This is a genomic window from Reticulibacter mediterranei (genome assembly GCF_016587455.1).
In genome coordinates this window covers 2,279,858-2,293,025 of the sequence record NZ_BNJK01000001.1, presented here as the reverse complement: position 1 = coordinate 2,293,025, position 13,168 = coordinate 2,279,858, and the positions used below count along the sequence as shown (strand labels likewise).

At 52.4% G+C, this 13,168-nt stretch carries 10 protein-coding genes; 1 reads left to right on the top strand and 9 read right to left on the bottom strand.

Features of this window, described 5'->3' with window-relative positions:
* Positions 1-59 precede the first annotated feature (59 nt).
* The 4 genes from K3T83_RS09805 to K3T83_RS09790 form a co-directional block, all read right to left on the bottom strand.
* Complete coding sequence (locus tag K3T83_RS09805) at positions 60-1,031, bottom strand: glycine betaine ABC transporter substrate-binding protein (RefSeq protein WP_220202787.1); 972 nt, start codon at positions 1,029-1,031, stop codon at positions 60-62.
* 84 nt (positions 1,032-1,115) lie between these two features.
* Positions 1,116-1,787: an ABC transporter permease gene (locus K3T83_RS09800; RefSeq protein WP_220202786.1), complete on the bottom strand. Its 672-nt coding sequence runs from the start codon at positions 1,785-1,787 to the stop codon at positions 1,116-1,118.
* Between the two features lie 18 nt (positions 1,788-1,805).
* The gene (locus K3T83_RS09795; RefSeq protein ID WP_220202785.1) at positions 1,806-2,468 is read right to left on the bottom strand and encodes an ABC transporter permease; all 663 of its coding nucleotides are present in this window, start codon (positions 2,466-2,468) and stop codon (positions 1,806-1,808) included.
* A 72-nt stretch (positions 2,469-2,540) separates the two neighbouring features.
* Positions 2,541-3,551, bottom strand: coding sequence for an ABC transporter ATP-binding protein (locus tag K3T83_RS09790; RefSeq protein ID WP_220202784.1), 1,011 nt, complete (start codon positions 3,549-3,551; stop codon positions 2,541-2,543).
* 628 nt (positions 3,552-4,179) lie between these two features.
* Between K3T83_RS09790 and K3T83_RS09785 the strand changes: the two genes are divergently transcribed.
* Positions 4,180-6,483 carry a S53 family peptidase gene (locus K3T83_RS09785; RefSeq protein ID WP_220202783.1) on the top strand — a complete coding sequence of 768 codons (2,304 nt, stop codon included), beginning with the start codon at positions 4,180-4,182 and terminating at the stop codon, positions 6,481-6,483.
* A 48-nt stretch (positions 6,484-6,531) separates the two neighbouring features.
* Here the strand turns inward: K3T83_RS09785 and K3T83_RS09780 are convergent, their stop codons facing one another.
* The 5 genes from K3T83_RS09780 to K3T83_RS09760 all read right to left on the bottom strand — a co-directional run bounded on the left by K3T83_RS09780 (position 6,532) and on the right by K3T83_RS09760 (position 12,965).
* Positions 6,532-6,912, bottom strand: a complete 381-nt coding sequence (locus K3T83_RS09780; RefSeq protein WP_220202782.1) for a cupredoxin domain-containing protein — start codon at positions 6,910-6,912, stop codon at positions 6,532-6,534.
* Positions 6,913-6,938: 26 nt separating this feature from the next.
* Positions 6,939-9,419, bottom strand: a complete 2,481-nt coding sequence (locus K3T83_RS09775; RefSeq protein ID WP_220202781.1) for a serine/threonine protein kinase — start codon at positions 9,417-9,419, stop codon at positions 6,939-6,941.
* An 87-nt stretch (positions 9,420-9,506) separates the two neighbouring features.
* Positions 9,507-9,968 carry a cupin domain-containing protein gene (locus K3T83_RS09770; RefSeq protein WP_236064862.1) on the bottom strand — a complete coding sequence of 154 codons (462 nt, stop codon included), beginning with the start codon at positions 9,966-9,968 and terminating at the stop codon, positions 9,507-9,509.
* Positions 9,969-9,980: 12 nt separating this feature from the next.
* Positions 9,981-11,120, bottom strand: a complete 1,140-nt coding sequence (locus K3T83_RS09765) for an amidohydrolase family protein (protein ID WP_220202780.1) — start codon at positions 11,118-11,120, stop codon at positions 9,981-9,983.
* 177 nt (positions 11,121-11,297) lie between these two features.
* Positions 11,298-12,965 carry an APC family permease gene (locus tag K3T83_RS09760; protein ID WP_220202779.1) on the bottom strand — a complete coding sequence of 556 codons (1,668 nt, stop codon included), beginning with the start codon at positions 12,963-12,965 and terminating at the stop codon, positions 11,298-11,300.
* Positions 12,966-13,168 lie beyond the last annotated feature (203 nt).

Genomic DNA, 13,168 nt, shown 5'->3' with positions numbered 1-13,168 from the left:
AAACAAAAAGGAAGCGGATATCAAATGATACCCGCTTCCAGTTTTTTTGTGCGTTAGAGCTAGAGCAGCCCTTTGCTCGTTAAGAAGTCCGTAGCAACTTTGGTGATTGCCTGGGAGACGGATGTACCTGACTGCTTCATATCCGCCACCTGCTTCTGAAGCTGGATGCTCACATCTGTCGTCAGATCGGGAGCCAGCGGGTTCAGCGTTGTCGCGATGTCGGGATACTTCTGGGCCACCGAGTTGCGCACCAGCGGAGCTGGGTTGAATTCGGGGAAGCCGTGCTTGTCGTCGTTCAGGAAGACGAAGCCATTCTGTGTGATGGAGCCATCGGTGGTGTAGCAGACCGTGACCTGGGCCTGATTGCTTTTGACCGCCTGGAAACCGAGCGCATAGTCAACCGTCTTGGTCTGCTTGAAGCTCTTGGTGGTCAATCCATAGGCCGACTTCAGGCCATCCACAAAGGAAACGCCATCGCTGGGCGAGGTCAGCACCAGTCCTGAAGCTTTGGAGGTCAGCTGCGAGATGCTCGTGAAGCCGCCCTTTTGCGATTGCTCTTTGCTGGTGCAGAGGGCATAACCATCATTCAAAGGAGAAGCGTCGAGCCAGGTGAGCTGGTACTTCTGATTGTACTGTTCTTTGACCGTCTCGTAATCCTTCTTGGGATCATTGGCCGAGGGCAACCCCAGTTTGTTCAATGCGGTTGCGGTGAACTCTGGATAGAGATCGATCTGGTTACTGCTGATGGCCTGGAAGATGATCGTGTTGTTGCCCAGCGCGGGTTTCTCATTAATGGTGAAACCTGCCTTGCGCAATAACAGGGTGTACATCTTCGCTATCAACTGACTTTCGGTATCGAGTTTACTGGCAACCGTGATTGGCCCTTTGGATGTCCCCGAAGTGCTACCACCACCTGTACCTGTTGTTGTCCCACCAGAATTGCCAGAGGTTCCACAGGCTGACAGAATAAGCAATGCGACGAGTGCGAAGCAGACCAGAAATTTGGTCTGAAGCGAACGAAGGGAAGTCATCTCTTCCTCCTTAACAGAATAAAAACGAAATACACGTATAACCCTCTGCATGATAACAGCGAATTATATTATTTATAACACATATTATTGCTGTGTTATTTCCACCACGCCCTGTCCCTGTGGACGCAGCCCAACAGGTGTCAGCACGCGTTGTAACCACCCTAACACTAATTCTACCAGCATTGCTAGAATGGCAACAGGTATAGCCCCCGCCAGAATCTCGGTGCTGTTTAGCTTATAGAGGCCATCTACGATATAGTCTCCATAGCCGCCAGCGCCGATAAAAGCGGCCAGTGTTGCCGTTGCGATAATCTGTACTGCCGAAGTGCGGATACCGGCTGCGACGACGGATTGCACGAGCGGCGTCTGAACCCGCGTGATAATTTGCCAGCGCGTCATGCCCATCCCTTTCGCGGCATCAATCATCGCTGGATCGATGCCCCGGATGCCTGTATAGGTATTAAGCAATATCGGTGGGATGCCCAGAATGACCAGGGAAACGAAGGCGGGCAGAAATCCCAACCCAAGATATGGCAGAGCCGCGATAAGAAAGGCGATCACTGGAATTGCACGCATCAATCCACTGACGTTCACGGCGATGAAGCCGAGTATCGCGCTGCGTGATACGGCAATGCCCAGCACAACTCCAATAATAATCGCAACCACAATGGAGAGCAGGCAGAGTTGGATATAGACGTTTGTCTGCCCTGGGAAATCGTTACGCGGATCGAGAATAAAATCGAGAATGCTATTCATACGCTATGCCCTCCCTGCTTATGCTATCGAGACAGCGCCGCGCCCGCGATTGAGCAGGGTTTGTACGCCTAACAAAACGATATCAGTAATGATGGCGAAGAGGGCCATTAAGATGCCACCAGCCGCTACCGCATCGAGATCCTGCGTCGTGATATTTTTGAAGATCAGGTCTCCCAACCCTCCCTGGCCTACCAATGAGGCCAGCGACGCAATGCCGATGGTGGTGACGGTTGCGACGCGAATACCGGCAACGATGACCGGCAAGGCCAGTGGCAACGTGACGCGAAAAAGCACCTGGCTCGGACTCATTCCCATTGCCCGTGCCGTTTCGAGCAACAAGGGATCGATGTTATTGATACCAGCGGCGGTATTGCGGATCAGGACCAATTGTGTGTACAGAATAAGCGGAATGATTGCTGTCAGGAAGCTCAAGCCAAGCCCGGGTATCGTAATCAAGACGCCAATCAGTGCGACACCGGGAATGGTGTAGAGCAGGTCGGTAATGGTAATCACTGGTAGATACAGCCTGCGACGGCGTGCAACCACAATGCCCAGCGGGATCGCGATAATGAGCGAGATGAGCATGCTGATCCCAACCAGAAAGGCGTGTTGCCAGATCAGGTTGGGAATGCTTGCCGGGTCGGATAGATCGTAATTGTATGGACTCAGTAGATATCTCATGAGATTCCTCTCGGCCTTTTATTTTTGTTGTCTATGTGTCAATAAAAGCATGTGTCTATGCAGACTGCACACTTAAATGTGGGTCCCTTCGGGCACGTTCTGGTTGCCACGTACGCGGGTAATTGCGTGATTGATGCTGGTAAGGGTTACATAGCCGAGAAGATTGTCTGTGTCTTTGCGTTGGACGGCGAGGGCGGGCGCGTTGGTTTCGAGGAGTTGGAGCATGGCCTGGAGGAGCGTTTCATCTTCAGAACATGTTGGTACATCTCCCCAATGTGCTGATGAAACTGCCTCTGGCCGATTATCCAGCGCATCAGCAACGGGCAAATATTGAAGCTGGCGTAGAATATTGTCGCCACCCACCAGTCGGCGCACAAAGTCGTTGACTGGTTGGGCCAGCAGTTCGACCGGCGAGCCAATCTGTATGAGTTTGCCCTCTGACATCACCGCCACCTGATTTCCAAGTTTGAAGGCTTCTTCGATATCGTGCGAGACGAAGAGAATGGTTTTGCGCACATTGCGTTGAATGCGGAGCAGTTCGTCCTGCATACGCGCTCGTGTAATGGCGTCCAGTGCTCCAAATGGTTCGTCCATGAGCAGAATCGCTGGATCTGTGGCGAGCGCACGTGCCAGCCCCACGCGTTGCTGCTGTCCACCAGAGAGTTGCCGGGGGAAGCGCTGCCGATACTCTTTTGCTGGCAGTCCGACCAGTTCCAGCAGTTCGTCAACCCGGCTGGCAAGCTTTTCTTTGCTCCAGCCACCCGCAATCTCAGCCGTCACGCGGACGTTTTCGGCAATCGTCATATGAGGGAAGAGTCCAACCTGCTGGATCACGTATCCGATGCGGCGACGCAGCTGAATGGGGTTTTCCTGCAAGATGTTTTTCCCATCGATGATAATTTCGCCCGATGTCGGCTCTATCAAGCGGTTGACCATGCGCAGCAGCGTGGTTTTGCCTGAACCAGAGGTTCCCACTAGCATACATGTGCTGCCCTCTGGTACATCAAACGTGACTGCATTTACGGCTGGTGTACTGGTTCCGGGATATTTTTTCGTAATCTCGTGAAAGCGAATCTGTGCCATGCCGTCTGGCTTCCTCTCGTCAAACTAGTATTCTCTGTAGCGATGAAGGAAATAAACTTGCACTGACAAATATGATGTCGCTCTATATACTCATCGTTACATAATCACAATCTTAATATTATACGCGATAGTGCAGAGAAATGTCTCTGCATTAATCTGGTTTTTTCCGCACATGCAAGCCACATCTATAGCTACTTTGTTGTATTCTTTTTGCAGGAATTGCTTTCGGAATACCTATTTCACCTCCCTCGCGCTGAAAGAAGTGACTGTATACACCTTTCATTCACCTGTTATAGCTGTACAAGCGATGATAACGCGTTTCATGCTGCCCACAACTATAGACAGTATAACCACAAATTGGGCCATTCGAAAGAACCTGCGATGATGATTGCCTGTTCGTTACCCATAACCCCCGGAAAAGCCGTCTGGTTACAGCTATCTGACCCATATGGGTGATGCTCTGCCCAAAAAGAGCCACTCTCCGCAAAGTATTTCTAAGTTTGCGTTTATCTCTTATGTATCGATGGGGTATGCGCTCTCTGCCCCGATCGCTCGCTAGCTTTGTCTTAGTGCGTTTTGTAGCGTGTTCTTCTCATATTCTTATTCTGGTAGGAGAAATGAATACCGTATGCAACGTCATTTTGTACTCAAAGGCGTATTTGTCATCAGTGCAGTGCTTATCTGTGGCATCAGTCTATTTGGCATCAGCCTTATGGCGCACGCAACGCCTCAGTCGCGGGTTCCTGTCAACGGCCAGGTGCCGCCGCTTGTCAGTCACTCCCGTCTGGTGGGTGCGGCCAGTTCGCAGCAACAGCTTCAACTTTCGATAGGCCTGAAGATGCGCAATGAGCAGCAGTTTGCGGCACTCTTGCATGATCTTTATACTCCTGGTTCGTCTCGCTATCATCAATTTCTGACCCCTCAGCAATTTGCTGCCGAGTTTGGTCCGACGCAGGCGCAACAACAGCAGATCATAGATTATCTACGCAGCCAGGGTTTGACGGTGACGCAGATTGCCCCTAATGGCCTCTTGATCGACGCTACAGGCAGCATCGCCACCGTCGAGAATGCGTTTCAGGTCAAGATCAATACCTATCAGTCCGGTGCCCGTTCTTTTTATGCAAATGCCAGTTTGCCCACGATTCCTGATACCCTTTCTTCTCTCGTCCTTTCTATCGGTGGTATGGACAACAGCGTGCGTCTGCGCCCTTTGAATCGTCAGGGACAGGCAAAAGCGGCGGCAGGCGGCAATGGTTATGGGCCAACCGAACTGCGTGGTGCATATGATGCTCTGCCACTAATTCAGACAGGTGTCCAGGGGAATAATCAGACGGTCGCGGTGTTTGAACTGGATGGGTACAAGAGCAGCGATATCAATCAGTACTTCAAAAACAACGCACTGGGCACGCCCAACATCTCGAATGTGCTGGTTGATGGCTACGATGGCTCTGCCAATGAGGGAGCTATCGAGGTGGAGCTTGATATCGAGGTCGTGGGAGCAATGGCTCCGAAGGCATCTCAGATTGTGTATGAGGGGCCGAACACCACACAAGGGGTCAACGATACATACAGCAGAATTGTTACCGATGGCAAAGCGCAGATTGTGACGATTAGCTGGGGCGAGTGCGAGGCGCAATCCGGCAATGCTGAACTACAAACGCTGGATGGCATCTTCAAGCAGGCAGCGGCGCAGGGCATGACGCTTTTTGCGGCTGCTGGCGACTCCGGGGCGTATGATTGCAATGATGAGAATCTCGCGGTTGATTCGCCTGCTGACGATCCCTATGTGACCGGCGTAGGCGGCACCAACTTGCAGCTTTCCGGTGGCAACTATGGTAGTGAGTCGATCTGGAGCAATAGCAGCGACACACAGCGTAGCCCCAAAGGTTCTGGTGGTGGTGGTGGTGTCAGTAGCTTCTTTGCGCAACCATCCTGGCAGGTGGGACCAGGTGTGAACAATCAGTATAGCACCGGCAAGCGTGAAGTGCCTGATATCGCTGCCGATGCCGATCCGCAAACGGGCTATGCCGTCTATTGTACGGTCTCGGCGGCTGGCTGTTCGACGAGTGGCAATGTTGTGGTTGGTGGAACGAGTGCCGCCGCGCCTTTGTGGGCTGGCAGTCTGGCGCTGGTGAACGAATATCTGCAAAAGCAGGGCAAAGCAGGCGCTGGTTTTATCAATCCTGCGCTCTATAAGCTGGCGAGTACGCAACAGCCATATCCAGCTTTCCATGATGTTACGCAGGGCAACAACCTGTTCTATCCGGCAACAGCGAACTACGATCTGGCGAGCGGTTTAGGCTCGCCAGATATCTACAATATTGCTCGTGACCTTGCGAACGGTGGCTCACCGGGACCGGCTCCAACGCCAACTCCGGGCAGTTCTCCGACACCGACGCCAACGCCAATTTCGTCGCCAACCGCTGTCCTGTCGCCGACGCCTCCACCTGCTTCCGGTCCCTTCGTGAAAAACGGTGGTTTTGAGAGCGGCTCTGCTTCCTGGCAGGAGTATTCGGCGGCTGGCTATGAACTGGTTGATCCAGCGCATCCACACACCGGACGTTATGGCGCGTATCTCTGTGGTTATAGCGCCTGCAACGATGTGTTGTCGCAAGATTTCACGGTGCCAGCAAAGACGACGAAGATCACGCTGAGCTACTGGTGGGCCGGACGTACGAATCGGACCGCTCAATCGTGCGTTGATAGCTTCTCCGTCCTTTTGCTTGATAACAACGGCAAAGTGATTGCCACGCCGCAACGCGCGTGTAACAATAATCTGCCAGCAGGCTGGCAACAGCGCACCTTTGACGTGACGAAGGCTTTATCGTCTTATGCCGGTCGCACCGTATCGGTAGTCTTTGCGGCGCGCACGACGGCAACACAGGTGACTACAGCCTTCTTTGTGGATGATGTAAGCGGCACTATTCAATAGCGGTGTTGTTAGAGAGAGGGGTGCGCTTCCTGCGCGCCTCTCTTTTGTTTATTGCACCGTGACGGTTAAATTCATATTGGGGTGGATGGTGCAATAGAGGTGGAAAACGCCAGTAGTGTTAAACGGTCCGATAATTTTCGTCTCTTTCCCTTGAAGCGTTAGTCCGGCTGGTGCGCCCCGTTCTTTGAGCGCTTCCTGTATGCCATCTTTCCATGTTCCATTTGCGATAACATGTAGCACCGCTGAGTCGTTAATAACTGTAATACTCTCACCTTTTTTGATGATGATCTGATCCTTCAAAAAGATCAGGTCGTTGGTATGAACCGTATTGGCACTGTCCGAACCGCTGCCCACGCTATCACCTTCACAGGCCACGATAAGTATTGATAACAGGCTCAACAGTACTAAAATGACACATAGCTTTTTCATTGGTTCTCCTTTAGCAGCTCTGCTAATCAAAGGCCCGTCCATCCAGCAAATAATAGCTCCGTGTTGCTGATGTTGGCAAATTGGGTAGGCGTGCCGCCATTGAGAGAGCCGTAGTACATACTATAGGTGTTGGTCTTTGCATCGTGTTCCTGTAACGCATAGAAGCTTCCGTCGCGCGAGACGTTCGACCAGACATATTGTGTAAAAGGACATAACGACTGTCGGTTCTGGGTGTCAGTGGTGAGGCGCGTCAGGCCAGAGCCATCAACCTGTATCTTCCACAGCCCGTTTTTGCTGGTATCGCCGCTATAGTTCTCGATCAGTAAAAGTTGTGTTGTAGTGCTGATCGTGCGGAGCATGGTGATTGCCTGATCAATTTGCTTCGTGGTTTTTGCCTGTCCTCCTTGCGCTGGCTGCACGGTGATCGTGCTGGGTCCGAGCGGCGCATCGATCCCTGATCCCGTTTCGGGAGCGAGGGTACACTTGCTAATAAACAACTGCTTCGAGTCATAGCTGCTATCGAAGCTACCACAAGGCCCGGTAGTGATTTTCTGCAAATCGCCATCGTGTTGTTGCGCTCCCTTTTGTGTGTCCAGCACGTAGATGTTTTGTGGAGGAGCATCGGTATTGGGTGCTGAGGCGGTCAGGTAGATATGGGTTGTGTCCAGCCAGGTCACGGGAAAATAGGTCAGACCGGCCTGGGGGATTAGCTCTTCCTGGAGCTGTCCCGTCGTTATATCTAGCAGATAGGTTGTTGGCTTTGTGGGACCGCCTGTGGAAGAGAGATTAAAGATGATATCTTGCTGGTGGAAGGACCATTGGCTGTTGGAGATGCTGGTATGAGCGGGTGCGCAATAGAGCGTTTGCAGCCCCTGTCCATCGACGCGTATCATACGCATCTGAGCTTGTCCCGCGACTATGGCGGTGAACAGCACCCATTGTCCATCCTGCGATACCTGAGCCTCGCTGATATAGCTATTGTGCAATGTGTTGATCTCTACACCTTTGGCCATTGTCACAGCCTCACGGCGTTTGATGATGCCTGTGATGGGGTGATCGCGGGTGCCTTCATTCACAATGTAGAGCATGTTTGGATGGATGCCCAGCACCAGCGGAGCCGTAATCGCGGCGCGTGCCGTGTTTGCCGCTGGACAGGAAGTTGTCGTTGGAGGGACGGCCTCCGAGGTTGGCGTCGTTCCGGGTATGGCGGTCGAGCCTCCTTTGGAGGGCATAGAGGCAACTGCCTGTAACGTTGCCGTTCCTGCCGGAATTGGTGGCCGGTTGTTTTGCTGGCTCTGGACATAGAAGAACCCGCTCAGGCTCGCAGTTCCAACCAGCGCAAGCAGCAGCAACGTGGTGAGCAGCGGAGGCCGTCGCCTGGGTGTACTCTGTTGTTGTGGCGGGTGGGAAGGTGTATGTGGTTCCCCTGGTATATTGATGTTGGCGGGTGTGCTTGATGGCGGGCTATATCCAGATGAAGGGATGGTAGCGGAAAGATTGACTGGTTGCGTGAAGCCTTCTTGCCCTGCTATTAAACCTGGTTTGTTGCCAGCTGTAACGCCAGGAAGCGGTGATGGTGGTACCTGCACGGTGGGCGTGGTTGCATACAGATCCCGTTTCTCCAGTGGTGGCTGTCCGTCTGCGATGGCCCATTCTAGCGCTTGTTGCAGGTCGTTCGACTTGTGATAGCGTTTCTCCTGCTCTTTCTCCATAGCCCGCAGCACAACGGCCTCCAGTGCGGGAGAGATACGTGGATTCAGTACGCGCAAAGACCCTGGCTGCACGTGGAGATGTTGCATGAGCACGCCCATAGAGCTATCTGCATGAAATGGACGTATTCCGGCCAGCATTTCATAGAGAACTACGCCCATTGAATAGATATCGCTGGCTTGCGTCGCTTTGCCTAGAATTTGCTCCGGGGCCATATAGTCTGGTGTGCCATTGATCGTAGGTGTACTTTGACGGGTGAGATCGGCCGCCAACGGGGTATTCTGAGCGGTAGAGAGGACTTTGACCAGCCCGAAATCCGAGAGCAGGAGTTGCTCCTGCCTGCCACTACCTCCCGAAGCCTTAAAGAGCATGTTGCCTGGTTTGATATCGCGATGAATCAGGCCACGATCATGAGCGTATTGGAGGGCGTCGAGTACCTGCGAGATCAGGCGAACCGTTTCTGCGGGAGGGACTATGCGTTGTTTGCGCAGGCGGTCTTTGAGCGAGCCTCCGGTCATGCACGGCATGACGAGATAGGCGATGTCCTGTTGTTCACCATAGTCATAGACAGGAAGAATGTTCGGATGATCCAGTTGCGCCAGCACCCGTGCCTCGCGCTCGAAACGGAACAAGAATTCTTCGGCCTTCCCGCTCTCCGGTTGAAAGACTTTCAGGGCAACTTCTCGTTGTAGGTTGATATCTTCAGCCAGAAAAACGGTAGCAGTTCCTCCGTAGCCAAGTTCCTTGCTGATACGATAATGGCCCAGAACGCGTCCGACCATCTCTTCCGGTCTCATCGCAATCCAGCCTCCTATGCTTGACGTGATCTCTGTAGATGTTGTCTCCTCTACGTTGTACAGAATAGCATAGTAGCCTCTAGAATGCTAGAACTTGTGGGTAGCGTCATTCGCCCGTTGTTGATCTTTATCCATTGGTTCGAGATTGACCACAATCGGCTCCTGAGAGTTGCGCACAATCACCCATTGCGATGGCTCATCCCCTGGATTGATCTCCTGATGTGGCACAAATGGCGGCACATAGATGAAGTCGCCGGGATCGACATTCTGCTCAAATTGCAGCTCTTCTCCCCAGCGAATTTTGCCATGTCCGGACACCACATAGATAACCGTTTCCAACTCTCCGTGATGATGTTTGCCGCTCGCCACGTGAGGAGAGACGACTGTAACGCCGGCCCAGATGCCCCGCGAGCCTGCCAATTCGCGCGAAACGGCAGAGACACGTTGCATTCCCGGCGTCTGTGGCGTGTTTGAATCAAACTGATGGGGTTTGATGACCCGTACCGCCTGCTCCCATTGTGCAGACGCCTGATTTTCGTTGCTGCTCACCCTAAAATCTCCTTATTGCTGTAGTCGATAGACCTCGTGAGCCGTATCATGCAAAATCCAGCGGGCCAGTTGGTATGCCTGTTCTTCGTCGATCTCGTCGGCATCGATCATTTCTTGCAACACCTGCCCAAGCACGCTGCGTACACGCAATGCTCCAGCCCAGTACATCTCAGGAATGTAAATTCCATCCGTGCTATACATAAGCTTGCTGGCCGGTGCCACGCTCACAGCCTGGCGCGTAAAGGCCAGCATTTCCAGCTTATCAACAAAGGGGATGGTATATGAAAGATCGAAATAGACCTGTGGATAGATAGCGGCCAGATATGCACCGAACTGGCTATAGGGATAGCTTTCGTGCAGCAGCACAATCGGCATGTTTTGATAGGCTGGCTCTGCCATGACATCGCGCAGGTGCAGTGGATTGCCCAGACGCAGATCGGTATCGCTATCGCCATAGCCCGTGTGAAACTGGATGGGCAGTTGTTGTTCTGCCGCTTGCTGGAAAGCGACATGCAACAGATAATCCAGGAGTGGCTTATGTGCAATACGTAGTTTTCCCTGGCTAGCGGCCTGTGAGCGCGCTTCAGCGAAAGATTTGACAGCATCGTCCTTTCTCCATCGCACGACCTGGAGGCCCGTGCGATAGGCCACAATACTTTTTAAGCCGCTATAGCCCTGTTCGCGTGCGCTGCGTACCGCCGTTGCAAAGCGGTCAACGATCTCATCGAAATCGGCATGAGCCACGATGAGATCTTGCATGAGCGTTTCGAGGCGCAGCAATTTGACGGTGTGGCAATTTCCTAGCTGGCTCATTTGCTCTGGCGTGTAGCTCTCCTCCGGGGGTGGATAACCGGTATCAATGACCAGCGTTCCGATGTTTGCCGCTTGAACCAGATCAGCCAGGAGTGTCTCAGGTGTGCGGCTATTGTGGGCAGCGACGACCTCCTGTTCCGTGGCCGAGCAGCCATAGAAATGGGCCATTTGACGTATAGCCCAGAGATAATGGACCGAGTTGGGAATGTGCTTGTTGGCAAAATCTGTGCTGGTCGCTTCCGTGAAGAGGCGGCGCAGGCGCGGCACATCTAATTGCTGATTGCGGTACATAGGATGGCAATGATTATCGACGACAGGAATAGGTGTAAGATCCAGCATAGAGCGACTCCTTACCGGGACCGTATATGTTGTAGTTCAGAGTGTCTCGTCTCATACTAGTATGACACAAAACCATTTTCGCTACTGTGGGCAGAAATGATGTGACCCGGCACCTCTTCTCGCAATGGGAGAGATAATGCCGGGCCACGAGCTATGCGTGATTATGTGTTGAATACGTTATTCCGTTGTTTTAGAAGCGATTTCTTCATCGGTACTTTCGGCAACCTCAACAGAATCAGGCGCTTCAACAGTGTCGGAGATCTCGGTATTATCGGTCGTCATCTCAACACTTTCGGCGGTGCCATTAACTTCTTCAGGAGCCGCACTAATCGGGAGTGCTTCAGCCTCGATAGCAGCTTCGGCGGCTGCGACGCGTGCGGAAGCCTGACCGATAAAGTAGACGATAACGCCAATCACCAGCGAGAGTAAGGCAATGCCGATAACCCATGTGTTCCAGCCAGTGAGATCGATCAGCGTAGGAACCCAGGGAGCCGTGATGGTGGCATAGAAGCCAACGCCGCTGGATACCAGCCCTAATGCCGCGCAGAGATAGAACACCCAGTCAGGCGCGAGCCGAATACGCGTGAATGCCTCGTGATACTTGCGACGAATGATGATCACATCAACGAACAGAATGCACATCGAGAGCGTCCAGATGAGCGTCACTGCTGCCAGGATGATGTAATACATCAGCGTTGCGAGATCGCCTGGCTTGATCCCGGTGGGCAAAAGTGGAGCTATGATAAAGATAGCGACAGAAAAGAGGCCAGCGATAATGGTCTGGACCACAACTGCCACCCAGGGAACTTTCTGGGAGTTCACTTTGCTCATCGCGGCAGGCAGACGGCGATCAAGGCCGGAGATGAAGAGCAGGCGACCAAACGAGTAGTTGAAGACGCTTGCGTTAAACAGGAATGCACCGATAATGATGATATCGAAAATCACTGCCAGAATAGTGCCAGCGCTCCCAAAGCCAATCTGTACTGCTTCCGCAATCGCCGTTGTGTTTGGCTGATCCTTTACGGGAACGACCATCATCACACCAAAGGTTGCGATGAGATAGGCGAGCATGACGACGACGGAACCCCAAAGCAGGTAACGTGTAATCGCGCGTACGTCGTTAATCTCAACGCCCATGTTAAGCGGCACTTCAATACCAAGTAGAGCCAGGATGACGAAGCCAAAGGTCGTAAAGTTTCCGCTGCTGCCGAAGGTGATGTTCCATGTACCACCGATATCACTGGTGGGATGATTCCCGCTGATCAACCAGAGGACGGCCGAGAGACCAATCAACAGGATGGCCGCTGCGTATGCGACAAAAACGGTGCTGATGATGTTCTGCGTGACGCGGAAGCGAATGAGCGAGAGAACCAGCGAGACGCCCAGCACTGCCAGAATAACCAGCCCCTCTTCCCAGGGCTGATCCAGCAAGGTGGCATTGAAAAGGCTGCCCAGGTGTTGGATGAAGGTAACAACGACGACGCCAGGAACGATAATCGAAAGAATACCAGGCCACCAGGCGCAGAAACCAGCAAAAAAGCCCATAAATGAGCCGAATGCTTTGTGCGTCCAGAGGTAAATGGAACCTTCACCGGGGAACATCAGGCCCAGTTGTCCGGTAACGATGGCCCCAGGAACCAGGAAGGCGAGAAATCCAAGTATCCAGTAAATATACCCCACGCTTCCTGCGGCTGCGACGCCAGGGGCATTGGTGATGAAGAGAACGATAGCGACAAAGATAGCGACCATGTCGAATGAATTAAGAACCTTTGGGAGAATACCTCCCGCAATACGCTCCGAAGGAAGGACATCTGCACTGTGTACAGATGTTTCTGTTGTTTCCATACGTACTCCTTTTTTTATAAAACAATTGTAGCTCTACATGAGCTACAGAAGGCGACGAAGCATGGAAAGTGGCGATGTAAATGAGGTTATTTATGAAATTTTCAGTATATATCCTTGTATGCCCTCTTGATTTCTTCTTTTTATTCCACAAGGTATGAAATAAGTATTAGACGATATGTATGAATCACTAAATATACCTTCTG